The organism is Spirillospora sp. NPDC049024 (genome assembly GCF_040649235.1).
Lineage (GTDB): Bacteria > Actinomycetota > Actinomycetes > Streptosporangiales > Streptosporangiaceae > Spirillospora.
Window position 1 is genome coordinate 226,011 of the sequence record NZ_JBEZFD010000007.1, and the last position, 24,929, is coordinate 250,939.

The window sequence follows — 24,929 nt, forward strand, 5'->3', positions numbered from 1 at the left end:
GAAGTATGCCGTCCGTGCCGGACTCCGCCGAGCCCAACCCCGCCGGGCCTGACCCCGCCGGGGCCTTCGCCGGCATGACCTACCCCGCGCTCGCCGCGCGGCTGCTCGTGCTGCCGCCGTCCTGCGGCCGGGCGCGGATCGTCGCGGTGGACGGTCCGAGCGGGGCGGGGAAGTCGACGTTCGCGGGCCACCTGGCGGAGGCCCTGGTCGGCGCCCCGGTCGTCCGCTCGGACGACTTCCGGGTGCCGTGGGACGCCGATCCGCTCACCTGGTGGCGGCCCCTCCAGCGCGCGGTGCTCGACCCGCTGCGGGACGGACGTCCCGCCGTGCTGCGCCGCTACGACTGGCACCGCGACCGCTACGGCCCCGAGGAAGAGGTCCCGCCCGCGCCCGTCCTCATCGTGGAGGGCGTCGGCTCCGCCTGGGCGAAGGCGCCCGCCGCCTACCGGATCTGGATCGACGCGCCGTACGACCTGCGCCGCGCCCGCGCCCTCGACCGGGACGGCCCCGAGTACGCCGGGGCCTGGGAGGACTGGGCCGTCCGCGAGCAGGCCCACTTCACCGCCGACGCCACTCTCGACCGCTGTGACCTCATCGTGGACGGCACCACCTTCACCCCGTACCGCTTCAGGGCCCGCCCCCCGAGGCCGGGGACGGGCGAGGCGCTCTAGAGGAAGCGGCGGATCGGGGTGATCGCCAACTCCTTGGCGCGTTGCGTCGTGGACCGCCGGGCCCATCGCGCGTGGTCGACCTGCTTGCTGCGGGCGAGGTCCTCGTCGAAATGGGCGTCGAGGGTCGCGGTCAGGTCCCGGTCGATCACGGCGAGCATGACCTCCTCGTCGTGGTCCATGGAACGCCGGTTGAAGTTCGTGGACCCGATGAGCGAGACGATCCCGTCCATGGTGAGGATCTTCGTGTGCAGCATCGACGGCTGGAACTGATGGATGCGCACACCGCATGCGAGAAGGTCCTCGTAATGCCGCTGGCTCGCCAGGCGGCTCACGCGCTTGTCGGCGTGCGGGCCGGGCAGGAGCATGTCCACCTCGACCCCGCGGCCGACGGTCTCGCACAGCAGATTGACGAAGTAGTCGTCGGGCGCGAAGTACGCGGACGCGATCCGCAGCCTCTTCTCGGCCAGTTGGAGGACGACGCGGAGCAGGGTCTGCATGTCCTGCCAGCCGACGCTGGCCGACCCCCGCACGACCTGGACCACCGCGTCACCGGCCGGTTCGTGGCCAGCGAAGCGGTCGCGGTCGTCGAAGAGGACGTCGTGGCACTCGGCCCAGTTCTGCGCGAACGCGGCCGCGATCCCGTCCACCGCGGGCCCGCGGACCCGGAAGTGGCTGTCGCGCCACTCGCTCTCGTCGCGGGCGTCCCCGCACCATTCCTCGGCGATGCCGACTCCGCCGGTGAAGGCGACCTGCTCGTCCACCACCAGCACCTTGCGGTGGCAGCGGTGGTTCTGCTTGAACGGCGAGACGTAGACGGGCTTGCGGAACCAGGCGACCGTGACGCCGGCCCGCTCCATCTTCTCCACCAGGTCTTTCTCTATCTGCCATGCGCCTATGCCGTCCAGCAGCAGCCGGACCCGCACCCCGTCGCGGGCGCGTTCCGACAGCGCGTCGGCGAACCGGTGGGCGATGTCCCCGCGCCAGTAGACGTAGGTCATCATGTCGATGGTGCGCCGGGCACCGGCGATCTCGTCCAGCATGCGCGGGAAGATCTCGTCCCCGTTGCGCAGGGGCGTCACGGCGTTGCCCTCCGTCGCCGCCACGCCGATCAGCCGTTCCAGGGACCGGCGGATCCGGTGCGCGCGGTCGTCGGACGGAGATGAGAGCAGGTCGTCTCCGGGGGGAACCGGCTGCTGCGACACGGTCATCTGCTTCTTTCTCCTTATGCCAGGGCAACGATCAGCGGACCCGTGCCGTCACGCCGAAAGCACGAAAGTGATCGCCACTCGGCCGAGATCAGTCCCCTCTGTTTCGCGTTCCATGCCGCCTTGCCGCCACTGAGAGCAACCCGACATTTCTTCGCCACTAACTGCACTCAATCAGATGCGGAGCGTATGCATTCACGCCAGCTCCGCTCGGCGAAAACGTCCGCGGTTGCGAGCGCCTTACCGAGCGCCGGCCGCTCGTATCAGGCGCTCGAGCCGCTTGGCGATGGCCGGGACGTCGTTGAGGGCATGGGTGGCGATGTCGATAACGGTGGTGAACAGGTCGTCCTCGGCTTCGGGGTCGAAGCGTGCTCCGTTGAGCTTGAGGAAGACATCGGTGGCGGCGAAGGCGACTCGCTTGTTCCTGTCAGTGAACGGGTGGGAGGTGGTGAGCGAGTGCAGCAGCGCGGCGGCCTTTTCGAGAAGGGAGGGATAGGGGTCCACGCCGAAAGTCACCGTGGCCGGCCGTGCGGCCGCCGATGCGACCAGCCCGAAGTCCCGCACGTTGAGGTGCTCGCCGACGGCCCGGCGCCCGACGGCGACGATCTCCTCGGCCGTCAGGTAGCGCACACTCACGCGTCGCCCAGCCGGTCCAGCAGGTTCCGGTGGTCGCGGGCGGTCTCGTCGGCGAGTTCGAGCACGTGAGCGAGTTCCCGCCGCTGCCGGTACTCCTCGAGAGCAGTGATCAGTATCGCGTTCTTGGACCGCTGCTCGGCCGTGGCCGCCTCGTCGAGCCAGGCGTCCAGGTCGTCGGGAAGGCGCGCTGCGAAGGCCATGCCAAGACTCTCCCTGCGTACGTCGCTCTGGTATCACTGATGGTACTAGGGATGGTTCCGCGGGTGTCCGAGGACCGCGCCTCCAGGGTTCTTGCCCGCGGCGCGTGGGTCGCGTCAACGGAGGTGTACCTGAGTGCGGTCACCGCCAGACGAGATGGCCCCGGTGCGCCTGCACCACTTCTGCCTCGCCGTCACGGACCTCGACGCGGTCGTCACGGCGGGACGCGGATGGCGACGGCGACCGGGGATATGGTCATTCCCTTGCTGGGGTCCGCGGCGGCGGTGGGGTTGGCGCGGACGCTTGCGGAGGCGCGATTTCACAAATGGGGCTATTTGCACGTTCTCGATGACGCGCTGCTCATCGTCTCGGAGCTCGTCACCAACGCGGCCGAGCGGACGCCGCGCGCGGAGTTGCGGCTCCAGGTGAGCCGGGACGCGCACGGCGTCATCATCGCCGTTTGGGACGGGGCGTCCGACTTGCCGCAGGCCAGACCGAAGGCCGCGCTCACCCTCGACGACCTCGACCTGTCCGAGGAGGCGTTCGACGACAACGGCGGTTGGGGGCTGCACATCGTCCAGGCCCTGTCCGCCGCGTGCGGGGCGACGCGCGACCCCGGCGGCGGCAAGTGGGTCTGGGCCCGGATCATCCCCTAAGCCGTTGCTCGTGCTTCATGAGCGCCGTCGGGCAGCGGTGCAGGGCAGTGGGTGCAGGCGCCGCGGCGGCGGTAGTAGTAGGCGAGCGCCGCGGCGGCCAGCAGCGGACCCCAGAGCCCGAGCGGTACGAACACCAGGCTGAAGAGCAGCCCCTCCTCTCCCCGAGAGATCTCCGTGACCAGGAAGACGGTGAACAGGGTCAGCACGGCCGAGACCACCAGTGCCGCGCTGGTGGGGACGGCGACCGGGATCGGGCGCCCATGCACCACCGGAACCCATCTCGGCCACACCTCCCCCCAAGGGCGGATGAGCCCGCGGACCAGGATCGCTCCCCCCTCGGACACGCAGCCGAGGAGCATGCCGGTGACCCAGATCCCCCAGCCGCCGTCCTCGGGGAACGCGATCCCCCACGGCGTCAGCCAGGTCAGCCGGACGAGCCCGTACGGCAGGGGCATGAGCGCGGCGGCGATCGTCACCTTCCGCCCCCAGCGCGCCGCGGCCTGCGGCCGCGTCCAGGCGGCGCCGGGTCGGCCGCAGCGGGCGCAGCGCCGCTTGCCGACCCGGAACGTGGTCACCGCGCAGGCCGCCCAGACGGCCCCGCCGACGACGGCGAACACGCCCCATTGGGTGCCCTTGTACACCACGAGGAAGGCGGCGAAGCCGGCCCCGGCCGCCGCCGGAATCCCCACCAGCACCGACGTGCCCACCCGGCCGAGCCGCAGGGCGCGCGCCAGCAGCGCCGCCGGCAGGACGACCGGCGCCGAGAACGCGAAGGCGTAGGCGACGGCGATCATCACGCTGTAGCTCGGAAGCACGAATCCCAGCCCGGCGTATCCGGCCGCGAGGCCGAGAAGAGGCCGGCGCATCGCCTCAACGCGTCGCCGGTCGCGCAGGACGAGAGCCACCGCGACGCCCAGCCCGCCGAGCACGAGCAACCCGATCGCCCCAGGACGCACCCCGATGTCGAAGGCCAGCGGGGGAGATTCCGCGTCCCCCCGCCCCAGCAGATACGCCGACGGCCGCAGCACCCACCACAACCCCAGCCCGGCCGCCACCGCCGACCAGCACAGCGCGGCCCCGGTGGTCCGCCCGTGCGCCTGCTCTGCCCCTGTGATCGCCACCAAAGCTCCCTCCCCTGCAAGCGATCACCATCGTCGGCGGCCCGCTTCGGCCGGTAACCCCTCGAAAGAGCCATCCCACTCCCCCGGACGGGGGAACGGGATGCAAGCCGGAGCCCCGGGGGGCGCCGCCGGAGGGTTCGAGGTAGCCGGGGCCGCCGTCGAAGGTGATCCATCTCTTGCGGGGGGCCCGGCGGTCGGCGAAGTTGGCCGCATGAGCATCTCCCTCTCCCATGACCATGTCGGCATCACCCTGACTCCGGAGGACCTCGACGCCACCATCGCGTGGTACTCGCGGACGCTCGGCTTCACCGTCGAGCGGCGGTTCGAGACCCACGGCATGACGTTCGCCTTCCTCGTCCACGGAGACGTCAGGATCGAGCTGATGGCGGTCGCATCGGACCGCCGGGCGCCGACCGGCGACATCCTGTCGAGCATGAACCCGGCGCGGCTGCACCACTTCTGCCTCGCCGTCGCGGATCTCGACGCGGTCGTCACCGAGCTGCGCGACCTGGGCGTGGAGCTGATGGGCGGCCCCATGAAGGTCGAGGAGATCGGGCAACGTGTCGCGTTCGTCAGCGACAACCTCGGAAACATCATCGAGCTCGCCGAACCCGGCACCCGGGCCTAGCCGTCTGGTCGCCCTGGCGGTTCAGCCCGTGCGGTGGCCGAGGTGGTGGAGTGCGGCGTCGAGACAACGGCGGAGGTCGCCGGCGTCCGGGGCCACGGCGGTGAGGAGGACGCCTGGGCCGGCGAGCGGGGTGATGACACCGTGTGCGCGCACTGGGATGTCGTCGAGTATTCGCGTTCCGTGCGGATGGTCCCGGTACGCCGGGTCGACGACGAGCAGTTGGCCGACGGCGCGGTTGCCGGCCAGCACGGCGGGGCCGTCCCAGCCGGGGGCGCCGGGACCGTAGGCGCAGTGCTGGTCCAGCAGCGTCCGGTCGCCGTGGCGGACGGTGATGCGGCCGGCCAGCCGTCCCGTCGGCTCGTGCGCGCGGCCGAGGACCTGCTGCTCGCTGAGGACGAGCCGGGCGGTGCGGGCCAGGTCGACGCGGACGTGCTGGCGCAGGTCGCTTCCGGCGGCGGAGATGACGGGTTCGGGCAGCCAGTGCAGTCGCGCGGAGTCCGCTACGCGCAGTGCCACGTCGAGGACGGCGTGGTCGGGTGCGGGTCCGGGCAGCGCGACCGTGGCGGCGGCCGAGATGACGCGCAGGTCGGCGCCCGGCCCGACGACGGCCTCGATGCGCAGGCGGTCGCCGTTGTGCGGGGCGCTCATGGTGTTCAGCAGGCAGACGCGCGCCTGGGAGCCGAGGGGGCGGAGGCGGCGGAGCGCGAAGGGGCCGTCGCCGTGGAGCAGCGGCAGATCGGTGACTCCGTCCTCGGCCGCGGCCCGGACGCGGGCGGTGGCACGCAGCCCGAAGGGAGCGGGCGGGGCCGTGGTCATGCCCGGGCCGCGGCGTGCTCGGCGAGGCGGCGGCGGACCCAGTCGGCGACGGGGTCGATGCCGTGGTCGGCCTTGACGCTGGTGAGGACGACGGGCCGGGAACCGCGCGCGGACCGGGCGTCGCGTTCCATGGCGCCGAGGTCGGCGCCGACGTGCGGGGCGAGGTCCGCCTTGTTGATGACCAGAAGGTCGGCGGTGGTGAGGCCGGGGCCGCCCTTGCGGGGGATGTCGTCGCCGCCCGCGACGTCGATGAGGAAGATCTGGTGGTCGACCAGGCCCTTGGAGAAGGTGGCGGTGAGGTTGTCGCCGCCGGATTCGATCAGGACGAGGTCCAGGGAGCCGATCCGCTCCTGCAGCTCCTCGACGGCTTCGAGGTTGGCGGAGATGTCGTCGCGGATGGCGGTGTGCGGGCAGGCGCCGGTCTCCACGGCGGCGATCCGCTCGGGGGGCAGCACCGCCTGGCGCAGCAGGGCGTCGGCGTCCTCGCGGGTGTAGATGTCGTTGGTCACCACCGCGATGGACAGGGTGTCGCGCAGCCGCCCGCACAGGGCGGCGACGGTGGCGGTCTTGCCGGAGCCCACCGGTCCGCCCAGGCCGATGCGCAGGGGGCCTGGACGTCCGCCGGCGCGGGCCGCGGCGGGAGGGACGATGTCGTCTATGGCGGGGTCGGTGCGGTGCAGGTGCATGATGCCCTCCGGGCGTCGTTCAGCTGGCGAACAGGCGTACCGGCCAGGCCGCGTGCTGTTCGGCGGTGATGTCCAGCAGCGGCGCGGACGCCGCGGGCAGCGCGTCCACCCCGTCCACCGGTAGCCGCGCCGCATGGCCGGCGGCCTCGGCGGCGACGTCCTCCATGACGCCGCTGAGGCGGGCGGTGACGGCGGTGGCTTCGAAGGGGTCGAGCCCGAGCAGCCGTATCGCGGCGGTCACCGGGGCGCAGACGCTGTCGTAGGCGGCGGCCTCGGCCGCGTTCCGCGGCGTCAGCCCGGCCGTGCGCGCGGCGAGGCCGAGCACGACGGGCTGGTGCGCGCCGGCGGGACGCGCCGCCGCCAGGTGCTCCAGTTCGGGGCTGGGCCAGATGGCGCGGACGGCGCGCGTCAGCTGCCGTCCGAGCCGCCGCGCCGCCTGCCGCAGTGCCGGGGCGGGTGTGCGCGCGTCGGCGGCGTCGTCCAGGGCCAGCGGGTCGTGTCCGGTCGCCGCGGCGGCGGCCAGGGACGCCGCGACCAGCCCGGTGGTGGCCAGCCGCCCGCGGCAGAAGTCCTCCAGGGTCTCGGCGTCGTGGATGCGTCCGGCCGCGACGGCGGCCTCGGCCCCTCCGGAGTGCGCGTGGCCGCCGGAGGGGAACCGGCCGTCACCGAGGATCAGCAGCGGCACCGGGCTCATCGTGGCTCCCAGGGGTGGGGACGGTCAGAACAGGAAGTACCGCTGGGCCATGGGCAGTTCGGTGCGGTACTCCGGCGCGACCGTGTCCTTGCCGACCTCCACGTTGACGTCGCGGGCCCGGTCGTCCTGCTCGTCGGCTCCCCCGCTGCCGTCGATGACCACGGTGAAGCTGTCGGGGTCGACGTCGATGCGCGGGAGGGCGTCGTTCTCGCGCATGTCGGCCTTGGTCAGCCCCCGGGTGCTGGTGATCGTCTCGAAGGCCTTCCGGACTCCGGGAACATCCCCGGCGAACCGCTCGGAGACGAAGGTGACCGAGTTCCCGGCGGGGGCGTGCCCGAGGGCGCCGAACATGCGGCGGGGCAGGACCGGCTGCGGGGTCGGGACGGCGGCGTTGGCGTCACCGACCTGGGCGCAGGCGATCTGCCCGCCCTTGATCACCAGGTGGGGTTTGACGCCGAAGAACGCCGGCTCCCACAGGACGAGGTCGGCGAGCTTGCCGGTCTCCACCGAGCCGACCCTGTGGGCGATTCCCTGGGCGATGGCGGGGTTGATGGTGTACTTGGCGACGTAGCGGCGGGCCCGCAGGTTGTCCGCCGGCCCGTCGCCGTCCAGCGGGCCGCGCCGCCGCTTCATCACGTGCGCGGTCTGCCAGGTCCGCAGGATCATCTCGCCGATGCGTCCCATCGCCTGGGCGTCGGAGGACATGATCGAGATGGCGCCCATGTCGTGCAGGACGTCCTCGGCCGCCATCGTGGACGGCCGGATCCGCGACTCGGCGAAGGCCAGGTCCTCCGTGACCTTCGGGTTGAGGTGATGGCAGACCATCAGCATGTCGATGTGCTCGGTGACGGTGTTGACCGTCAGCGGCCGGGTGGGGTTGGTGGACGCGGGCAGCACGTTGCGCCGGGACGCCATCTCGATCATGTCCGGGGCGTGGCCGCCGCCCGCCCCCTCCACGTGGAACGCGTGGATGCAGCGGCCAGCGATGGCCTCCAGCGTGCTCTCCAGGGAACCGGCCTCGTTGAGGGTGTCGGCGTGGATGGCCAGCTGCGCGCCGGATTCCTCGCACACCCGCAGGCATGCGTCGATGACGGCGGGGGTGGCGCCCCAGTCCTCGTGCACCTTGAACCCGATGACCCCCGCGCCGAGCTGGTCCCGCATGGAGTCGGCGGACATCGTCGCGCCCTGGCCGAGCAGTCCGATGTTGACGGCGGATCCGTCCAGCGCCTCCAGCAGCGAGGTGATGTGCCAGGAACCCGATGTGACGGTGGTGGCCTTGCTGCCCTCGGCGGGCCCCGTGCCGCCGCCGATGAGCGTCGTCACGCCCGAACCCAGCGCCTCGTCGAGCTGCTCGGGGCAGATGAAGTGGACGTGGGTGTCCACCCCGCCCGCGGTGAGGATCTTGCCGTTGCCGGCGATGATCTCGGTCTCCGGGCCGATCACGATGTCGGTGGCGACCGCGTGGTCGTCGTGGCGCCGGTCCATGGTCTCGGGGTTGTAGGCCTTGCCGAGGGCGACGATGTCACCGCCGCGAAGCGCGACGTCCGCCTTGACGACGCCCCAGTGGTCCAGGACCACCACCCCGGTGATCACCGTGTCGGGGGCGCCCTCGGCGCGCGACACGCAGGACTGGCCCATCGACTCGCGGATCACCTTGCCGCCGCCGAACACCACCTCGTCGCCGCTGTGGCCCGGGCCGCCCGCCCAGTCCTCGGAGATCTCGATCCACAGGTCGGTGTCGGCGAGCCGGATCCGGTCGCCCGCGGTCGGCCCGTACAGGTCGGTGTACTCCGCGCGCTCGAGCCGGGGACGGCAGACTTCGGGCTCAGTCATGCAGTTCGCCTCCGACCATGCCGCGCAGCCCCATGACCTTCCGCTCCCCCCGCAGGGGAACCAGGTCGACCTCGACACGGCAGGCGGTCTCGAAGCGCCGCGACTTGCCCGCGGGGATGTCCAGGCGCTTGCCGTACGCGCACTCCCGGTCGGACGCCGCGTGCGGCGCCACCGGCACCGGCCGGATCTCCAGCGCCGGGTTCACCTCGTAGAAGTGGTAGTGGGAGCCGACCTGCACCGCGCGGTCGCCGGTGTTGCGGACCTCGACCCTCGTCACCGGCAGCCCCTCGTTGACCCGCACCGGCTCGGCCTGCCCCGGATGCTCGACCTGCCCGGGCGCTGTGACGTCGGGCCGCGCGGGGACGGGGTCGGTGATGGTCACCAGCTTGGTGCCGTCCGGGAAGGTCGCCTCGACCTGGATCATCTCGATCATCTCGGGAACGCCCTCCATCACCTCCCGGCGGGTGAGCACGGCGCGCCCCGAGGCCATCAGCTCCCGGACGGTCCTTCCGTCCCTGGCCCCTTCGAGCACGTGCGCGGTCAGCAGCGCCACCACCTCGGGGTAGTTCAGCCGAAGGCCGCGAGCCCGGCGCCGGGCCGCCACGTCGGCGGCCACGTGGATCATCAGGCGCTCCTGCTCGTGCTGGGTCAGATGCACAGCTTCCTCCTCGAAGACGCGGCGTCCGTCCGGAGTTGAAGTGTCACTTGGAGTGATCTGACCTGGAAGGGTTCGGTCGGCCACTCTGGCCTCACCGCTCCGAGACGCAACGTTGGCCGCCGCCCCGCGCCGGCGGCCCCTCTAGGAAATCGCTACGGCCCTTCGGGACCGTGGCGACCGGCCGCGTCCGGGAGAGCTCCGCTCCGACGGCTCAGGGGTCGAGGGTGTCGACGTCGGCGAAGGTGGGGCCGCTGGAGAGGGCGAGGAAGCCGGGGCCGCGGTCGAGCGTCAGCCTGGGCTGCGCGTGCAAGGGGGGCGGGTCATGCGGTGGCGCGCAGTTCGGTCTCCGCCGCGCCCGCGTCGCCTTCCCCGACGATGACCCGGAACCGCAGATCGAGAGCGTGCCCGAGTCGGTTCAGTACGGCCAGCGTCGGCACTCCTCCACCGCCGGATTCGATGCGGGAGACCGCGGGCTGACGCATCCCGGCGCGGCGGGCCAGTTCGGTCTGGGACATGCCCAGCTCGGTCCGCCGAGCGTAGACGGCACGGCCGAGGGCGATCGCCAGGCGCGCTTCCTCGTGGGCGAGCCGGTATTCGTCGGTGTCCCGCTTGGCGGCCAGGCCGGGGTGGTCGCCGAGAAGAACGTGCGGGCTGCTCCACTGACTGCTCATGATCCCTCCGGACTCTCGATGACGCTGATGATCTGGTCGGTGTCGTGTTCGGCTTCGCAGATCTTCCGTGCTTGTTTGGCGCGTCTCACCTGGGCGGTCTCGGCGTCTCGGGTCTTGCGGAACACCGTTAACAGTACGACCCGGTCGTGCCCGGGGAACCAGTAGGTGATCCGGATGTCCTTGGGGTGGAGGTTGATCCGCAGTTCCCACACGCCGTCACCAAGAGGTCGGGCCAGGGGCATGCCGAGGTAGGGGCCCTCGACCGCGAGCATCCCGCACACCACGTCCGCACGCGCCAGATGAGCAGGCGTGAGCGACATGAGCCAGTCGACGACTTCCGGCTCAGCCTGGATCTCGAACAGCCCCATGCATCCAATGTTATAGCCAGCGCGTCCCTCGGCATCCGCCGACGGCGACAGGACCGGTACCTGGTCGGGCCGATGCGAGTAGGCCATGCCCGCGCCGAAGACCTGCACGAGGAGTACTCGGAGGAACGCCAGGTCGGCCCGACGTCACGGGTCGAGGGTGTCGACTTCGGCGGAGGTGGCGCCGCCGGAGAGTTCGGGGAAGCCGGGGCCGCGGTCGAAGAACGGGACCGGGCCGCGCTCCACGCGCAGGCGCGCCCGGAGGGTCTCGGTCGCCTCGGCGTCGACCGCTCCGTCCGCCAGGACGACGCCGTAGTCCTCGCGGGCGCCGTCCAGGGAGACCTTGCCGTCGCGGACGTCGGCGGCCACGCGGGACGGGTCGCGGTTCAGCGGGTCGCCCCAGCCTCCCCCGCCGGTGGTGCGGATGCGGATGACCTGCCCGGCGCGGACGGGCCGGTCGTCCACGAGGCCGTCCATCTCCTCGCCGTCGATGTCGACGCGGAACGGGCGTCCCGCGCGGCCGCCGTTGACGCCCCAGCACGACAGGATGGAGCGGTCGGCGATCGACATGTAGTGGGCGTCGCGGAGCATCCGGATGTGCTTGTCGTAGCCGAGGCCGCCGCGGTACTCCCCCGGCCCGCCGGAGTCGACGGCGAGGCCGAGGCGTTCGACGACGAACGGCCAGCGGGCCTCGGCGAACTCGGCGGGGATGTTGCGGGAGTCGGGCACGACGTGGATGGTGTCCTCTCCGTCGGCGTAGTAGCGGCCGCCCGAGCCGCCGCCGAGGACCTCCCGCATCAGGTAGGGGCCGCGGTCGTCCTCGCCGTAGACGCCCGTGTAGCGGATCGTCTCCTGGTCGGCCGGCATCCGCCCGCCCGTGGCCTTGGCCAGCACGCCCGCGAGGACGCCGAGCAGCCGCAGGATGACGAACGTGCGGGCGTTGGTCGGGGCGGGGAACACGGGCGTGAGCAGCGTGCCCTTCTCCGGGAACCGCATCTCGATGAGCGGCACCACGCCCTCGTTCACGTCGAGTTCGGCGGCCCGCTCGGGGGTGTCGGCGAGGTTGCGCAGGACGGGCGCCAGCCACTTCTTCAGGAACACCCCGCCCGAGTAGTCGCCCGCATGGTTGATGGGCCCCTTGGCCTGCGGGGACGTCCCGGTGAAGTCGATGGTCAGCGGGACGGCGGCCGCCTTGTCGACGGTCAGCGTGATGCGCTGCGCGTGCAGGCGGGGCGCGTCGACGCCGTCGTGCTCGGCGTAGTCCTCCCACACGAACGTCCCGTCCGGGATCTTGGCGAGCAGTTCGCGGCGGAACGTCTCGGTGGTCCGGTCGATGATGGCGTCGAAGCACGCCTCCACGTCGGCGCGGCCGTAGCGGGCGAACAGCTCGCCGAGGCGGCGGGCGCCCATCAGGCAGGCCGAGCACTCGGCGTCCAGGTCGCCGGCGAGGGAGTCGGGCATCCGCGAGTTGCGGGTCATGATGGTCAGCGCCGCCCGGTTCGGCACGCCCCGGTCCCACAGCTTGATCGGCGGGACCATGAGGCCCTCCTCGAACGCGCTGCGGGCGTGGCTCGGCATCGATCCGGGGACGGCGCCGCCGATGTCGTCGTGGTGGCCGAACGCCTGGACGAACGCGACCACCTCGTCCTCGTGGAACACCGGGACCGTCACGCACAGGTCCGGCAGGTGCCCGATGCCGCCTTCCGACAGGTACACGTCGTTGTGGAAGAAGACGTCGCCGGGCCGCATCTCCTCCGGCGGGAAGTCGCGGGCGACCGGCTGGACGAGCGCCGAGTACGACCGTCCGGTCAGCTTGCGCAGGCGCCGGTCGTGGATCCCGGCGCGGAAGTCGTGCGCGTCGCGGATCATCGGCGAGCGGGCGGTGCGGGCGATGGCCGTCTCGACCTCGCGCTCCACCGACGCCAGCGTCCCTTCGACGATCTCCAGCAGGATCGGGTCCGTCAGGGGGCCGGTCATCGCGTCACCACCAGGTTGCCGTGGCCGTCGAGGGTCGCCGTGAAGCCGGGGTGCAGCGGGAGCGTCGAGCCGAACTCCTCGATGACGGCCGGGCCTTCGACGGTGTCGCCGGGCGCGAGTTTCTCGCGCCGGTAGACGGCCGACTCCTCCCACGCGTCGAAGTAGACCCTCCGGGTTCCGGTGCGGGCCCGGGACGCGTCGCCGTCCCCGGGCGGGCGCTCGGACGGGCGCGGCCGTTCGATGGGGCCGATGCCGGAGACCCGCAGGTTGACCCATTCGACCGGGTGGCGCGGGTCGTCCCGGTAGCAGTATCCGTAGAGGGCCTCGTGCGCGTCGTGGAACCGGCGGACGACCTCGGCGCGCAGCTCCCCGTCCGGCGGTCCGGCGGGCGCGGCGACCCGCACCTCGAACGCCTGGCCGTAGTAGCGCAGGTCGGCGGAGCGGGCGAAGCGGCGGCGGTCCTCGGGGAACCCCTCGCGGGCCAGCGCCTCGGCGGCCTCGGCTTCGAGGTGGGCGTAGACCTCGGCGAGGAGCGCGGGGTCGAGCTCAGCGTCGCGGACCACGCGGGTCCGGACGTAGTCGTTCTTCACGTCCACCGTGAGCAGTCCGAACGCCGACAGGTTGCCCGGGTTCTCCGGGACGACGGCGGCGGGCAGGCCGAGGACGTCGAGCAGCCGGCACGCCAGCAGGGGGCCGGAGCCGCCGAACGCGACGAGCGGGTAGTCGCGCACGTCCAGGCCGCGCTTCACGGTGATCTGCCGGATGGCGTTGGCCTGGTTCCACGCGGAGATCTCCAGGATCCCGGCGGCGGCCCGCTCGACCGGCAGGGCGAGCTCCGCGGCGAGCGCCTCCAGGCCCCGCCGAGCGGCGGCCACGTCCAGCGGCACCTCGCCGCCCAGCAGGTGCGGCGGGATGCGGCCGAGGACGGCGTGCGCGTCGGTCACCGTGACCTCGGCGCCGCCGCGCCCGTAGCAGAGCGGCCCGGGATCGGCCCCGGCGCTGCGCGGCCCGACCTTCAGCGCGCCCTCCGGGGAGCGCCACGCCACCGACCCGCCGCCCGCGCCGACGGTCACGATGTCGATCATCGGGATCTTGACGGGGTGGCGGCCGATGGAGCCCTCGGTCGTGAGGGTCGGCTCGCCGTCCAGGACGACCGCGACGTCGGTGGACGTCCCGCCGCCGTCCAGCGTCACGACCGAGCCGTGCCCGCTGCGCGAGACGACGAACGCCGCGCCGAGCGCCCCGGCCGCCGGGCCGGACAGGACGGTCGTGATCGGCTGCCGCGCCACCTCGTCCGCCGACAGCACGCCGCCGTTGCTCTTCATCACCAGCAGCCGCGCCGCGACGCGCTCGGCGATCCGCGCGAGGTAGCCGTTCATCGCGGGCTTGACGGCGGCGTCGACGAGCGTCGTCACCGACCGCTCGTACTCGCGGTACTCGCGCAGCACCTCGCACGACAGCGACACGACCGCGTCCGGGTGCTCGCGGGCCAGCACGTCCCGCATCGCCAGCTCGTGCGACGGGTCGGCGTAGGAGTGCAGGAAGCACACCCCGATCGCGAGGATCCCCTGGTCGCGGAACCAGCGGGCCGCCGCGACCGCCGACTCCTCGTCGAACGGGCGCAGCTCGGCGCCGGTGTGGTCGAGCCGCCCGCCGACCGCCCGCACGCGGTGCGCGGGGACGATCCGCGGCGGCTTCACCCAGAAGTAGCTGTTGCCGTAGCCGTCCGGGACGCTCTGCCTGGCGATCTCCAGGATCGACTCGAAGCCCTCGGTCGTGACGAACCCGAGGTCGTCGATCCGGTCCTCCAGGAGCCGGTTCGTCGCGACCGTCGTACCGTGCGACAGCGCCGCGACGTCCTCCGGCCCCGCGCCGGTCAGCCGGAGGATCTTGGCGACGCCGTCGGCGAACCCCTCGGCCGGGTCGGCGGGCGTCGAGGGCGTCTTCGTGGTGACGAGGGTCCCGTCCCCGTCCAGGGCGACGACGTCGGTGAACGTCCCGCCCGTGTCGATGCCGATCCGCAACCGCGTCACCACAGGCCCCGCCTCACCAGGAACACCGCCTCACCATGGTCATAGGGTCTACCGGACGCCGCCCACCTGCGAAACCGTCGCAATGTGCCAACGGAAGCACCGTTCTTTCGTGACCCGCGTGCGGATAGGCTGAGCAGCTCTGTTCTGTCCTTGCATCCGACGAGACCGCTGGAGCCCGTTCATGGCGCTTGAACGCCCCGAGATCGACTTCCCCGAGGGCCAGCCGCCCGCCTACCTCGACATCACCGACATCACCGAGGGCGACGGCCCCGAGGCCGTCAAGGGCTCGCAGGTGTCGATGCACTACGTCGGCGTGTCGTGGTCGACCGGCGAGGAGTTCGACGCGTCCTGGAACCGCGGCGGCACGCTGGACTTCGAGCTCGGCTCCGGCCGCGTCATCAAGGGCTGGGACATGGGCATCGCCGGGATGAAGGTCGGCGGGCGCCGCAAGCTCGTCATCCCGCCGCACCTCGCCTACGGCGACCGCAGCCCCAGCCCGGCCATCAAGCCCGGCGAGACGCTCATCTTCGTCGTCGACCTGGTGGCCGTCAGCTAGCACGCGGCCGCCGGTCGGCCGGCTCGAACGGCGGGTGTCCTGGGGAAGTCTCCCGGGGCGCCCGCCGTCGCCGTTTCCGGGTGCGGTCGTCCGGCCTTCCCGGGGTCGCGGAGACCTTCGCGGCGTGTCTCAGCGGGCGCGGCGGCCGATGAGGTAGCCGACCGCCACGCCCGCGAGGGCGACCGCGCCGCCGGTACCGAACGCGGCGGCCATCGGGAGCCAGGCCCCCGAGGGCGCCGGCTCGGCCGCGGCGCGCCCGGGGTACACGGCACGTCCCGGAGCCGCGGCACCGGCGGCGGGCGGCGTCGCCGGGGCCCCGGGCGGCGGCTCCGCGGCGGGAGCGAGCGCCGGGGCCTGGGCGAGCGCCGGGGCCTGGGCGAGCGCGATGAGGTCGCGTTCGACGGCGGAGAAGAACTCGCCCGCGGTGCGCTTGGCGACGCTGCCGAGCATCCGCTGCCCGACGCCGCCGACCATCCCGCCGACGACCGCGTCCGCGTCGTAGTCGATCCGGGTGGTGCCGTCGCCGTCCGTCAGCCGGACGCGGACCGTGGCGTCCACCGTGCCGGGCGCGCCCTGGCCGCGGGCGCGCAGCACGAACGAGCGCGGCGGGTCGGGGTCGGCCAGCTCGACCTGCCCCACGTAGGTGCCCTGGATCGACGCGACGCCCGCCGTGACCGTCATGCGGTAGGTGCCGTCCCCCGTCTCCTCCAGGGAGCGGCACCCGGGAATCGTCCTCGCCAGCACGGCCGGGTCCTGGAGCGCGTCCCAGACGCGGTCGAGCGGCGCGGCGACGCTGGCACTGCCGGTGAGCTGCATGACCCGACTTTAGAGAACCCGGCCCCCTCGCCGAACGGCAACTTCTGCCGAGTACACGCCGAGGATTGGTGAGATGCACTCCCCCGACGCCTGGGAATGGTCAGATATGTCCGGCAGGTTCCGCGCTGGGGCGAACCTGGACCGCCCCTCGCGCGTCAACCGATGCGGACCCATTGCACCCCGAAGAGCTTCAGAACCCCCCAGAGAACTTCAGACCCCCCGAGCGAACGGAGTACGCGGTCGATGGCAGGGAAGACGCCCGTGATCGCCATGGTCGCCGCCGGAGTGTTCGGCGTGGCCGCGGGCGGCTGGCCCGTCGCGACCGCCGGGTTCGGCGGCGACTCAGGCCCGTCCATGCGGACGCAGCTCGCGTCCGTCCTCGACGACCAGCGGTGGGCGACGCCCAAGCCCGGGTCGTGGACGATGCCGAAGCCCGCCGCCAACGGCCTGCCGCCCGTCATCGACCACATCGAGACGCAGGAGCGCGTCGTCTTCCTGACCATCGACGACGGCTACACCTACGACTCGGAGTTCGTGAACCTCGTCCGCAAGGAGAAGGTCCCCATCCTGACGTTCCTGACCTCCACCTACATCAAGGGGCAGGGACAGTACTTCTGGGCCATGCGCAACGCCGGGTCGCAGATGGAGAACCACACCGTCACGCACCCCAACATGGCGACGCTCAGCGCCGAGTCGCAGAAGAAGGAGATCTGCGACTCCTCCGACGCCATCCAGAAGCAGTACGGGCGCCGCCCCCAGGTCTTCCGTCCTCCGTTCGGCAGCTACAACCAGACCACCCTGCAGGCGGCGAAGGACTGCGGCATCAAGTCGGTGCTGCTGTGGTCGGCGGAGTTCTACAACGGCACCTCAGGCCCCGGCGTCGGCTACAACGGCTTCGCGCGCGGCGACGGAGGCAAGGGGTTCAAGCCCGGCGACATCATCCTCATGCACTACCGCAAGGGCCTCGCCCAGGAGTTCCAGATGATCCTCGGCTGGATCAGGCAGGCCGGCTTCCGGCCCGCCGCGGTCGAGAACTACCTGCCGCGCTCCCTCGGCGGAAACGCCCCTGACCAGCCGTCCCACGCCTGAAAGCGACCTTCCCGGAGGAAACCCGGTTGGGCCGGAGTGCCGGGGCGGTCTGTGCCAAGGTCGGCACGCTGGCGGGGCCGAGGTCCCCTGCTTTCCCGAGCCGGCCCCGCCAGCCAGACCCGCGCCCCGGACCCGTGCCCCGGCCCGCGCCCGTGACGGGCCCGGCCCGCCGTCAGGAGACCTCGGCGTCCTCCTTGACGCGCAGGGACGGGTCGTCCGCGGCGCGCAGCCGGAGCGTGTACAGGTCGTCCGGGGACAGCGGCATCGCGTCCACCCGGATCCCCTCCGCGTCCTCGACCGCCGACGCGACCACCGCCGACACCGGGATGACGCCGGCCTCCCCCGCTCCCTTGATGCCGAGCGGGTTCAGCGGCGACGGCGTCTCCAGGTGGTCGGTCTCGATGCGCGGGACCTCCGTCGCGTACGGCATCAGGAAGTCCATGAACGAGGCGTTGAGCAGCTGGCCCGACTCGTCGTACACCATCCGCTCGTACAGCGCGCCGCCGACGCCCTGCGCGACGCCGCCGTGGATCTGGCCCTCCACCACCATCGGGTTGACGAGCCGCCCGCAGTCGTGCACGACCGCGTACCGCAGGATCGCGACCTCCGCCGTGTCGGGGTCGACCTCCACGATCGCGGCGTGCGCCCCGGAGGCGAACGTCGAGCGCACCGGCGAGTAGTAGTCGCGGCCCTCCAGGCCGGGCTCGTCCCCGGCCGCGACGGGCGGCTCGGTGGCCGGGCGGCCCACCGCGAACTGCGTCGCCGCCGCGGCCTCCTCGTCGAACGCGTACCGCAGCGGGTTCGACAGCACCGCCACCGTCCGCAGCGGGACGGCCGCCGACCGGTCGCCGCGCACGTGCACGACCCCGTCGGTGATCTCCAGGTCGTCCGGGTCGGCCTCCAGCGCCTCGCCCGCGATGCGCAGCGCCTTGCCGCGGACCTTCCGGCACGCCAGCGCGATCGCGTTGCCGCTCATCACCGCCGCGCGGGACGCGAACGTGCCGACCGCGTACCCGAACCGCCGGGTGTCGCCCGTCGTGACGTGGACGTCCTCGATGGGGACGCCCAGCTCGGCGGCGGCGATCTGGGCGAACACGGTCTCGTGGCCCTGCCCCTGCGAGGTGAGCCCGGTCGACACGTGCACCCGCCCCGCGGTGTCGATCTCGACGTGGCCGCCCTCGTACGGGCCGACGCCCGTGCCCTCGACGTAGACGCCGAGGCCGATGCCGATGCGGCGGCCCCGGGCCGCGGCGGCGGCGCGCTCGGCCTCGAAGCCGTCCCAGCCGATCAGCGCCCGCGCCTTGCGGAGCAGCTCGGGGTAGTTCCCCGAGTCGTAGATCAGCGGCCGGCCGTCCTGGAACGTCAGGCCCTGGTCGTAGGGGAACTCGTCGGGCTGGATGAAGTTGGCGGCGCGCACGTCGGCGCGGTCGCGGCCGAGGTGGCGGGCGATGCGGTCCATCGTCCGCTCCATGCAGAACACGCCCTGCGGACGGCCCGCGCCCCGGTACGGGGTGACGATGAGCGTGTTGGTGTAGAGGCTGACGACCTCCGCCCGGTACGCCCCGATCTTGTAGGGGCCGAGGAGCTGGGTGGAGGTGACGATCGGGATGATGATCCCGTACGGGGTGTAGGCGCCGTGGTCGTGCAGGATCCGCACGTCCAGGCCGAGGACGCGGCCCTCGTCGTCGAACCCGACCCGCACGTCCTGCAACTGCCCGCGCTCGTGCGCGGCCGAGACGAAGTGCTCGCGGCGGTCCTCGGTCCACTTGATCTCGCGGTCCAGCAGCCGCGCCGCCCACGGCACCAGGACCTCCTCGGGCCACGGGTGGACGATCTTCACGCCGAAGCCGCCGCCGACGTCCGGCGCCACCACCTCGACCTTGCCGTTCGGCATCCCGAGCCGCGCCGCGATCGCCGCCCGCACGCTCGTCGACGCCTGCGTGGAGGAGTACACGCGCAGCGACCCGTCGTCGGCGTCCCACCGCGCGTAGACGCCGCGGCCCTCCAGCGGCATGGACGCGCTGCGCTCGATGGACAGCCGGAACTCCAGCACGTGCGGCGCGGCGTCGATCGCCGCGGCCGCGTCGCCGTTCTCCTGGACCAGGACGGCGCCCACGTTGCCGGGCACGTCGTCGTGGACCAGGTGCTCGGCCCGCTCCGCCGTCTCGATGCCGACGACGGGCGGCAGCGGCTCGTACTCGACGCGGATGCGCTCGGCGGCGTCCTCGGCCAGGTAGCGGTCGCGGGCCACGACCATCACGACGGGCTCGCCGACGTGCCGGACGGTGTCGCGGGCGAGCGGGTACCCGGTGCGGCCGTGGGTCAGCGCGGGGTGCGGGATGAGGAGCGGCAGCGGGTCCCCGACCTTCCCCGGCAGGTCCTCCCAGGTGTAGACGGCGACCAGCCCCTCGACGTCGAGGGCCCCCGACACGTCGATGTCGGCGATCCGGGCGTGCGCGTGCGGGGAGCGCACGAACGCCGCCGCGAGCGCGTCCCGCCCGAGGTCGTCGAGGTAGCGGCCGCGCCCGGTGAGGAGCCTGCCGTCCTCGCGCCGCTCGACCGGTTCACCGAAGACCCGGGTGCCCATTCACGACTCCTCAGCTGTTGCCTTGAGGGGGGACGACCCCTCAGCTGTTTCATTGCGGGGGGACGACCCCCCGCACCCCCCGGAACCGCTGAGCAGGTCGGCGGCGCGGTGCACCGACTTCACGATGTTCTGGTAGCCGGTGCAGCGGCACAGGTTCCCCGAGATCCCCTCCAGGACCTCGTCCTCGGTGGGGCGCGGCGTCTCCCGCAGCAGCGCCGTGACCGTGCAGAGGAACCCGGGCGTGCAGAACCCGCACTGCAGCCCGTGGCACTCGCGGAACGCGCGCTGCACCGGGGAGGGCGTCCCGTCCGGCGCCGCGAGCCCCTCGACGGTGGTGACCTCGTGGCCCGCGGCGGTGACGGCGAGCATGAGGCACGAGCGGACCGGTTCCCCGTCCAGCAGGACGGTGCAGCAGCCGCAGACGCCGTGCTCGCAGCCGACGTGCGTGCCGGTGAGCCCGAGGTCGTGCCGGAGCAGGTCCGACAGCAGCCGCCGCGCCGGGACGCGCGCCGTGCGGTGCGTCCCGTTGACGGTCAGCGCGACCTCGAAGCTCTCCGCCATCAGTCCTCCGCCCTCCGCAGCGCCTCGGCCGCGGCCGCGTTCAGGGCGCGCTCGGCGAGCACGCCGGTCAGGTGGCGCCGGTAATCGGCGCCCGCATGGATGTCGGGTTCGGGGTCGATCCGCTCCCGGACGTGCGCGGCCGCCGCCGCCCAGTCGCCGCGGGGGCCCGCGGCGGCGGTCAGGTCGAGCACGAGCGGCGTCGGCGCGATGCCGAGGAACCCGGCCCGCGCCGAGCCGACGCGCAGGTCCTCGTCGAGGCCGACGACGGCGGCGACGCCGCTGAGCGCGTAGTCGCCGTGCCGCCGCGCCGTCTCGGCGAACGCGGTCCCGGTGCGCGGCGGCGCGGCCGGGAAGAACGCCGCGACGGCCAGCTCGCCGGGTTCGAGCGCCGACTCCAGGGGGCCGCGGAAGAACGCCTCGGCCGCGATGGTGCGGCGGCCCCGCGCCGAGGCCGCCTCGACCGTCCCGCCGAGGACGGCCAGCACGGCGGGCATCTCGGCGGCGGGGTCGGCGTGCACCAGGCTGCCGACGACCGTCCCCCGGTTGCGGATCACCGGGTGCGCGACGTGCCGCAGCGCCCGTCCGAGCAGCGGCTGCACGGCCGCCGCCTCCGCCGAGCGCTCCACCCGCGCGTGCCGGGCGAGCGCGCCGACCCGCACGCCCCGGTCGCCGACGTGGAGGGTGTCCAGCTCCGCGACCCGGTTGATGTCGACCAGGTCGGACGGCGCGGCCAGCCGCATGTTCAGCAGCGGGATGAGGCTCTGCCCGCCCGCCAGCACCTTCCCGCCGGGCGCGGCGGCCAGCGCGTCCAGGGCCTCGCCGAGCGTGCCCGGCGCGTGGTACCCGAACGGAGGTGGTTTCACCGCGGCCCCTCGTCAGCTCTCATCGGTCCTGGGTGTACCCGGCCGATCGTGGTCGGCGTGCCTGACGGGGCCGCCGATCTCCTCCTCCGCCGGGGCGATGATGCCGCCGCCCGTGTCCTCCGGCCGGCGCAGCACGTTCAGGACGTGGTAGCCGACCAGCACGGCGATGGTGCCGAGCGCGATGCCCTGGAGCGGGAAGTCGTCGGTCACCTGGAGTGTCACGTTCCCGATCGCCAGGATGATCGCGGCGGCCACCGGGACGAGGTTGACCGGGTCGGCGAAGTCGACCCGGTTCTCGATCCAGATCTTCGCGCCGAGCAGCCCGATCATCCCGTAGAGGACGACGGTGATGCCGCCGAGGACGCCGCCCGGCGTCGCGGCGACGAGGGCTCCGAACTTCGGGCACAGCCCGAACAGGATCGCCACGATCGCGGCGACGAAGTAGGCGGCGGTCGAGTAGATCCTGGTCGCCGCCATGACGCCGATGTTCTCGGCGTAGGTGGTGGTGGGCGAGCCGCCCACGGCGGTGGCGAGGGCGGTGCCGACGCCGTCCGCGGCGATGGCCCGGCCGAGGACGGGGTCCAGGTCGTCGTTCGTCATCGCGGCCACGGCCTTGACGTGCCCGGTGTTCTCCGCGATCAGCGCGATGACGGCGGGCAGCGCCAGCAGGATCGCCGAGGTCTTGAAGTCGGGGGCGTGCAGGTCGGGGAACCCGAACCAGTCGGCGGCCTTCACGCTCGTGAGGTTCACCCGGTCGTGCGGGAACGCGGTGGCGACGCAGAAGGGGCCCTCCGCCGTGCACGGCTTGCCGGCGCCGTCCAGCAGGTTCTGGCCGGGCAGCACGGAGGTGATCTTCCCGGCGGCGGCGTCGAGGAGCCACGACAGGACGAAGCCGAACACCAGCGCCAGCAGGATAGTGATCCGCGCCCAGAAGCCGCGCAGCAGCACCGCGCAGAGCACCGCGAACGCCAGCGTCGCCAGCGCCACCCACTGGTCCTGCGGCCAGTACACGGTCGCGACGACGGGGGCCAGGTTGAAGCCGATCAGCATGACCACGGCGCCGGTGACCACCGGCGGGAACACCTTGTGGATGACCTCGCCGCCCACCACGTGGATGAGCACGCCGATCACCGCGAGCACCAGGCCCGCGACGAGGATCGCCCCGGTGACGGTGGCGCTGTCGCCGCCCGCCGCGCGGATCGCCGCGACCGCGCCGACGAACGAGGCGCTCGTGCCGAGGTAGCTCGGCACCCGGCCGCCCACGATCAGCAGGAACAGGATCGTCGCGATCCCGGACATCATGATCGCCAGGTTGGGGTCCAGGCCCATCACGACCGGGAACACGAAGGTCGCCCCGAACATCGCGACCACGTGCTGGGCGCCGATGCCCGCGGTCCGCGGCCACGACAGCCGCTCGTCCGGCCGCACGACCTCCCCGGGCGGCGGCGTCCGTCCGTCGCCGTGCAGCTTCCAGCCGATCACCATGGGGGTCCTCCTGCTCAGCCGGCCGCGTTCCCGCGGGCCTTTCATGCGGGCAAGGTAGATCTACCCTGGTGGGCGGGCATCGGCGACATCTGCCAAACCGCGCGTCCAGGATTGGGAGGACCGGCCGGTGCGCGGACGGGACGAGCAGTGGCGACGGCCGTCCGGCTCCGGTGTGGCGCCCCGGGGGCACGGGGCGGTGGCGCTACCCTCAGATACCCCGCATGCGCAGCACGTGAAGGGCGAGGGTGAGGTTGAGCCGCAGATGGGCGTCCTCGGTGAACGCTCCGAGCATCCTTTCCAGCTTCCCGATGCGGTAGCGCAGCGTGTTGTAGTGGAAGTGCAGCCGGCGGGCCGTCTCCGCGACGTTGAGGTTCGTCTCCAGCAGCACCTGGAGGGTGCGGCGCAGGTCGACCAGCTCCGGCTCGTCGTCGGCGGCGAGGTCGCCCAGCGTCTCGCGGACGAACGCGTGCAGCTCGTCCGGGTCGGAGACGAGGCTGAGCAGCCGGTACACGCCGAGCTGGTCGAAGTGCGCCCGCGCGCCCGCCCCGTTGAGCTGGCGCCCGACCCGCACGGCCTTCACCGCCTGCTCGTAGGCCTCGGGCAGCGCGGCAGGCGAGGTCACCGTCCGGCTGATCCCGGTGGAGAACGTGCGCCGCACCGGCAGGTGCTCGGCGAAGATCGACGAGGCCTCCTTGACCATCGCCTGGACCGGTCCGGCGGTCCACTCGGCGGGGTCGCCGCCCTCGGCGCCCACGATCGCCACGACCTCGTGGGCGAAGCTCGCGACGGCCGCGCCCCGGTCGTGCCGCCGGACGGCCGTCGTCCAGGCCGCGGCGAGCCGCTCCTGCGCGGCCCGCTCCTCGGCGCCGCGGACGCCGCGCGCGCCGCCGTCGGGCTCGACGGCCTTGCCCGCCGGGAGAGCCCGGCCCTTGCCCTCGGCCTCCTGGCCCGCGGCCCCGCGGGGGCGCCCGTCCAGTTCGGCGACGACCACCATCATCGGCCGGTCGAGGTCCCAGCCGAACCCGCCGCAGTGCGACACGATCCGGTCGTCCCCGCCCGCCCGGCCCGCGAGGATGTCGCGCAGGAAGTCGGCGCGGTACTTGCTCTCCACCGCCGCGACGGCCTGCTGCTTGGTCACCACGAGCGCGGCGACGGTCGCGGCGCGCTCCAGGATGCCGAGGTCGGTGCCGCGCAGGGTGCCGCCGGGGCTGAACGCGACGATCCGGCCGTGGTCGAACCCGCCCGCCATCACGGGCACGACCAGGTGGTCGCCGGTGCCGTGCGCGCCGATGATGCCGCAGCCGCCGCGGCCGCACGCCGCGTGCCGGCCCGCGTCGAACGCCCGCATCGCCTGGACGTGCTCGTCGGGGCCGGCGCCCGCGAGCACCCGCTGCTCGCCGTCCAGCACCACGACCGCCACGTCCAGCAGCGTCGCGACCTCGTCCACGACCTCCTGGAGGCCGCCGCCGCACAGCACGATCTGCACGAGCGCCCGGTGCACCTCCTCGGTGCGGGCGAGGACGGCCGCCTGCCGGTTCAGGATGTCGGTCAGGACCTGGTTCAGGATGTCGTCGAAGCCGACGTCGTTCGGGAGCAGGATCAGGGGGAAGCCGCGCCGGTCCGCCTGCGCGATCATCTCGGCGGGCAGCGAGTCCAGGTAGCGGCCCAGCTTGATGGCCAGCGCCGCGAGGCCGCGCTCGTCCAGGTCGGCGACCAGGTTGTCGAGCGACTGGGGGGTGTTGCGGAGGGGGTAGCCGGTGGTGAGCAGCAGTTCGTTCGGTTTGACCCACGACAGGATGTCGGGGACCTCCATCACGTTCAGCCGCTGGACGACGCGTTCGAGTCCGGCCCGTCCGGCGATGAGGCGGGCGCCGTTCAGGGTGCTGACGCCGAGGACCTCTCCGACCGAAAGGCCGTAGGTCAGGGTTCCGGTACTCGCGAGCCGGAGGGCCGGTGGGCCCGGGTCCGCAGTGGTGTAACTCATGCCAGGGGTCACCTCGCCTTTTGGTGCGTACATCGCCCGTGACGGCGTGATCGCTACCGATGCCTGATCAACACTGACAACAAAGACGAACGATGACAACCATCCTTGGCAGTTTTATCCATACGTCCAATGGCGGCCCC

24 protein-coding genes are annotated in these 24,929 nt (G+C 72.8%); 5 read left to right on the plus strand and 19 right to left on the minus strand.

The features are described from left to right. The first annotated feature begins 14 nt into the window (after nucleotides 1-14). Nucleotides 15-671 (plus strand): uridine kinase family protein, encoded by a 657-nt coding sequence (locus AB0C21_RS15625; protein ID WP_500204831.1) that lies wholly within the window; start codon nucleotides 15-17, stop codon nucleotides 669-671. Here the strand turns inward: AB0C21_RS15625 and AB0C21_RS15630 are convergent. The 3 genes from AB0C21_RS15630 to AB0C21_RS15640 all read right to left on the minus strand — a co-directional run bounded on the left by AB0C21_RS15630 (nucleotide 668) and on the right by AB0C21_RS15640 (nucleotide 2,712). Beyond that, entirely contained in the window at nucleotides 668-1,879 is a 1,212-nt protein-coding gene (locus AB0C21_RS15630) for a phospholipase D-like domain-containing protein (protein ID WP_500204832.1), read from the minus strand. The two genes, AB0C21_RS15625 and AB0C21_RS15630, sit on opposite strands and share 4 nt — an antisense overlap. A gap of 237 nt (nucleotides 1,880-2,116) precedes the next feature. After that, entirely contained in the window at nucleotides 2,117-2,512 is a 396-nt protein-coding gene (locus tag AB0C21_RS15635; protein ID WP_500204833.1) for a type II toxin-antitoxin system death-on-curing family toxin, read from the minus strand. Continuing rightward, nucleotides 2,509-2,712, minus strand: coding sequence for a ribbon-helix-helix domain-containing protein (locus AB0C21_RS15640; protein WP_149257322.1), 204 nt, complete (start codon nucleotides 2,710-2,712; stop codon nucleotides 2,509-2,511). Before AB0C21_RS15640 ends, AB0C21_RS15635 begins: the two co-directional genes overlap by 4 nt. Nucleotides 2,713-3,045: 333 nt before the next feature. Here AB0C21_RS15640 and AB0C21_RS15645 point away from each other — a divergent pair, with 333 nt between their 5' ends. Then, nucleotides 3,046-3,366 carry an ATP-binding protein gene (locus AB0C21_RS15645; protein WP_500204834.1) on the plus strand — a complete coding sequence of 107 codons (321 nt, stop codon included), beginning with the start codon at nucleotides 3,046-3,048 and terminating at the stop codon, nucleotides 3,364-3,366. Here AB0C21_RS15645 and AB0C21_RS15650 read toward each other — a convergent pair. Continuing rightward, complete coding sequence (locus AB0C21_RS15650; RefSeq protein WP_500204835.1) at nucleotides 3,363-4,487, minus strand: hypothetical protein; 1,125 nt, start codon at nucleotides 4,485-4,487, stop codon at nucleotides 3,363-3,365. The genes AB0C21_RS15645 and AB0C21_RS15650 overlap by 4 nt on opposite strands. Nucleotides 4,488-4,698: 211 nt before the next feature. Here AB0C21_RS15650 and AB0C21_RS15655 point away from each other — a divergent pair, with 211 nt between their 5' ends. Next, nucleotides 4,699-5,115: a VOC family protein gene (locus AB0C21_RS15655; RefSeq protein WP_500204836.1), complete on the plus strand. Its 417-nt coding sequence runs from the start codon at nucleotides 4,699-4,701 to the stop codon at nucleotides 5,113-5,115. Between the two features lie 21 nt (nucleotides 5,116-5,136). On the opposite strand, the gene AB0C21_RS15660 is transcribed toward AB0C21_RS15655, so the two are convergent. The 9 genes from AB0C21_RS15660 to AB0C21_RS15700 all read right to left on the minus strand — a co-directional run bounded on the left by AB0C21_RS15660 (nucleotide 5,137) and on the right by AB0C21_RS15700 (nucleotide 14,851). Beyond that, nucleotides 5,137-5,931 carry an urease accessory protein UreD gene (locus tag AB0C21_RS15660; protein WP_500204837.1) on the minus strand — a complete coding sequence of 265 codons (795 nt, stop codon included), beginning with the start codon at nucleotides 5,929-5,931 and terminating at the stop codon, nucleotides 5,137-5,139. Continuing rightward, nucleotides 5,928-6,617, minus strand: coding sequence for an urease accessory protein UreG (gene ureG, locus AB0C21_RS15665; protein WP_500204838.1), 690 nt, complete (start codon nucleotides 6,615-6,617; stop codon nucleotides 5,928-5,930). The genes AB0C21_RS15660 and ureG overlap by 4 nt, the downstream gene beginning before the upstream one ends. 19 nt (nucleotides 6,618-6,636) lie before the next feature. Next, a complete protein-coding gene (locus AB0C21_RS15670; RefSeq protein WP_500204839.1) occupies nucleotides 6,637-7,311 on the minus strand; it encodes an urease accessory protein UreF in 675 nt (224 codons plus the stop codon). Between the two features lie 24 nt (nucleotides 7,312-7,335). Further along, entirely contained in the window at nucleotides 7,336-9,144 is a 1,809-nt protein-coding gene (locus AB0C21_RS15675; RefSeq protein WP_500204840.1) for an urease subunit alpha, read from the minus strand. Continuing rightward, nucleotides 9,137-9,802: an urease subunit gamma gene (locus tag AB0C21_RS15680; protein WP_500204841.1), complete on the minus strand. Its 666-nt coding sequence runs from the start codon at nucleotides 9,800-9,802 to the stop codon at nucleotides 9,137-9,139. The genes AB0C21_RS15675 and AB0C21_RS15680 overlap by 8 nt, the downstream gene beginning before the upstream one ends. Before the next feature lie 320 nt (nucleotides 9,803-10,122). Next, nucleotides 10,123-10,473 (minus strand): helix-turn-helix domain-containing protein, encoded by a 351-nt coding sequence (locus AB0C21_RS15685; protein WP_500204842.1) that lies wholly within the window; start codon nucleotides 10,471-10,473, stop codon nucleotides 10,123-10,125. Then, nucleotides 10,470-10,841: a type II toxin-antitoxin system RelE/ParE family toxin gene (locus AB0C21_RS15690; RefSeq protein WP_500204843.1), complete on the minus strand. Its 372-nt coding sequence runs from the start codon at nucleotides 10,839-10,841 to the stop codon at nucleotides 10,470-10,472. The genes AB0C21_RS15685 and AB0C21_RS15690 overlap by 4 nt, the downstream gene beginning before the upstream one ends. A 144-nt stretch (nucleotides 10,842-10,985) precedes the next feature. Further along, on the minus strand, nucleotides 10,986-12,815 hold the full coding sequence (locus tag AB0C21_RS15695) for a hydantoinase B/oxoprolinase family protein (protein ID WP_500204844.1): 1,830 nt from the start codon (nucleotides 12,813-12,815) through the stop codon (nucleotides 10,986-10,988). After that, nucleotides 12,812-14,851: a hydantoinase/oxoprolinase family protein gene (locus tag AB0C21_RS15700; RefSeq protein WP_500204845.1), complete on the minus strand. Its 2,040-nt coding sequence runs from the start codon at nucleotides 14,849-14,851 to the stop codon at nucleotides 12,812-12,814. The genes AB0C21_RS15695 and AB0C21_RS15700 overlap by 4 nt, the downstream gene beginning before the upstream one ends. Before the next feature lie 178 nt (nucleotides 14,852-15,029). Here AB0C21_RS15700 and AB0C21_RS15705 point away from each other — a divergent pair, with 178 nt between their 5' ends. Beyond that, nucleotides 15,030-15,404, plus strand: coding sequence for an FKBP-type peptidyl-prolyl cis-trans isomerase (locus AB0C21_RS15705; protein ID WP_149257335.1), 375 nt, complete (start codon nucleotides 15,030-15,032; stop codon nucleotides 15,402-15,404). 129 nt (nucleotides 15,405-15,533) lie between these two features. Here the strand turns inward: AB0C21_RS15705 and AB0C21_RS15710 are convergent, their stop codons facing one another. Next, nucleotides 15,534-16,220 (minus strand): SRPBCC family protein, encoded by a 687-nt coding sequence (locus tag AB0C21_RS15710; RefSeq protein ID WP_500204846.1) that lies wholly within the window; start codon nucleotides 16,218-16,220, stop codon nucleotides 15,534-15,536. 243 nt (nucleotides 16,221-16,463) lie between these two features. Between AB0C21_RS15710 and AB0C21_RS15715 the strand changes: the two genes are divergently transcribed. Further along, nucleotides 16,464-17,309 (plus strand): polysaccharide deacetylase family protein, encoded by an 846-nt coding sequence (locus tag AB0C21_RS15715; protein ID WP_500204847.1) that lies wholly within the window; start codon nucleotides 16,464-16,466, stop codon nucleotides 17,307-17,309. 172 nt (nucleotides 17,310-17,481) lie between these two features. Here the strand turns inward: AB0C21_RS15715 and cutA are convergent, their stop codons facing one another. The 5 genes from cutA to AB0C21_RS15740 all read right to left on the minus strand — a co-directional run bounded on the left by cutA (nucleotide 17,482) and on the right by AB0C21_RS15740 (nucleotide 24,789). Further along, entirely contained in the window at nucleotides 17,482-19,896 is a 2,415-nt protein-coding gene (gene cutA / locus AB0C21_RS15720; RefSeq protein ID WP_500204848.1) for an aerobic carbon-monoxide dehydrogenase large subunit, read from the minus strand. After that, nucleotides 19,897-20,457, minus strand: a complete 561-nt coding sequence (locus AB0C21_RS15725; protein ID WP_500204849.1) for a (2Fe-2S)-binding protein — start codon at nucleotides 20,455-20,457, stop codon at nucleotides 19,897-19,899. It lies immediately after the preceding gene. Beyond that, a complete protein-coding gene (locus AB0C21_RS15730) occupies nucleotides 20,457-21,320 on the minus strand; it encodes an FAD binding domain-containing protein (RefSeq protein ID WP_500204850.1) in 864 nt (287 codons plus the stop codon). Before AB0C21_RS15730 ends, AB0C21_RS15725 begins: the two co-directional genes overlap by 1 nt. A 12-nt stretch (nucleotides 21,321-21,332) precedes the next feature. Then, a complete protein-coding gene (locus tag AB0C21_RS15735) occupies nucleotides 21,333-22,805 on the minus strand; it encodes a uracil-xanthine permease family protein (protein WP_500204958.1) in 1,473 nt (490 codons plus the stop codon). 208 nt (nucleotides 22,806-23,013) lie between these two features. Further along, nucleotides 23,014-24,789 carry a PucR family transcriptional regulator gene (locus AB0C21_RS15740; protein WP_500204851.1) on the minus strand — a complete coding sequence of 592 codons (1,776 nt, stop codon included), beginning with the start codon at nucleotides 24,787-24,789 and terminating at the stop codon, nucleotides 23,014-23,016. Nucleotides 24,790-24,929 lie beyond the last annotated feature (140 nt).

Coding starts and splice junctions, on each gene's coding strand:
- AB0C21_RS15715 (WP_500204847.1), top strand. CDS start 16,464: ATGGCAGGGAAGACGCCCGTGATCGCCATGGTCGCCGCCGGAGTGTTC.
- AB0C21_RS15640 (WP_149257322.1), bottom strand. CDS start 2,712: ATGGCCTTCGCAGCGCGCCTTCCCGACGACCTGGACGCCTGGCTCGAC.
- AB0C21_RS15725 (WP_500204849.1), bottom strand. CDS start 20,457: ATGGCGGAGAGCTTCGAGGTCGCGCTGACCGTCAACGGGACGCACCGC.
- AB0C21_RS15705 (WP_149257335.1), top strand. CDS start 15,030: ATGGCGCTTGAACGCCCCGAGATCGACTTCCCCGAGGGCCAGCCGCCC.
- cutA (WP_500204848.1), bottom strand. CDS start 19,896: ATGGGCACCCGGGTCTTCGGTGAACCGGTCGAGCGGCGCGAGGACGGC.
- ureG (WP_500204838.1), bottom strand. CDS start 6,617: ATGCACCTGCACCGCACCGACCCCGCCATAGACGACATCGTCCCTCCC.
- AB0C21_RS15690 (WP_500204843.1), bottom strand. CDS start 10,841: ATGGGGCTGTTCGAGATCCAGGCTGAGCCGGAAGTCGTCGACTGGCTC.
- AB0C21_RS15670 (WP_500204839.1), bottom strand. CDS start 7,311: ATGAGCCCGGTGCCGCTGCTGATCCTCGGTGACGGCCGGTTCCCCTCC.
- AB0C21_RS15740 (WP_500204851.1), bottom strand. CDS start 24,789: ATGAGTTACACCACTGCGGACCCGGGCCCACCGGCCCTCCGGCTCGCG.
- AB0C21_RS15675 (WP_500204840.1), bottom strand. CDS start 9,144: ATGACTGAGCCCGAAGTCTGCCGTCCCCGGCTCGAGCGCGCGGAGTAC.
- AB0C21_RS15735 (WP_500204958.1), bottom strand. CDS start 22,805: ATGGTGATCGGCTGGAAGCTGCACGGCGACGGACGGACGCCGCCGCCC.
- AB0C21_RS15710 (WP_500204846.1), bottom strand. CDS start 16,220: ATGCAGCTCACCGGCAGTGCCAGCGTCGCCGCGCCGCTCGACCGCGTC.
- AB0C21_RS15695 (WP_500204844.1), bottom strand. CDS start 12,815: ATGACCGGCCCCCTGACGGACCCGATCCTGCTGGAGATCGTCGAAGGG.
- AB0C21_RS15655 (WP_500204836.1), top strand. CDS start 4,699: ATGAGCATCTCCCTCTCCCATGACCATGTCGGCATCACCCTGACTCCG.
- AB0C21_RS15685 (WP_500204842.1), bottom strand. CDS start 10,473: ATGAGCAGTCAGTGGAGCAGCCCGCACGTTCTTCTCGGCGACCACCCC.
- AB0C21_RS15630 (WP_500204832.1), bottom strand. CDS start 1,879: ATGACCGTGTCGCAGCAGCCGGTTCCCCCCGGAGACGACCTGCTCTCA.
- AB0C21_RS15660 (WP_500204837.1), bottom strand. CDS start 5,931: ATGACCACGGCCCCGCCCGCTCCCTTCGGGCTGCGTGCCACCGCCCGC.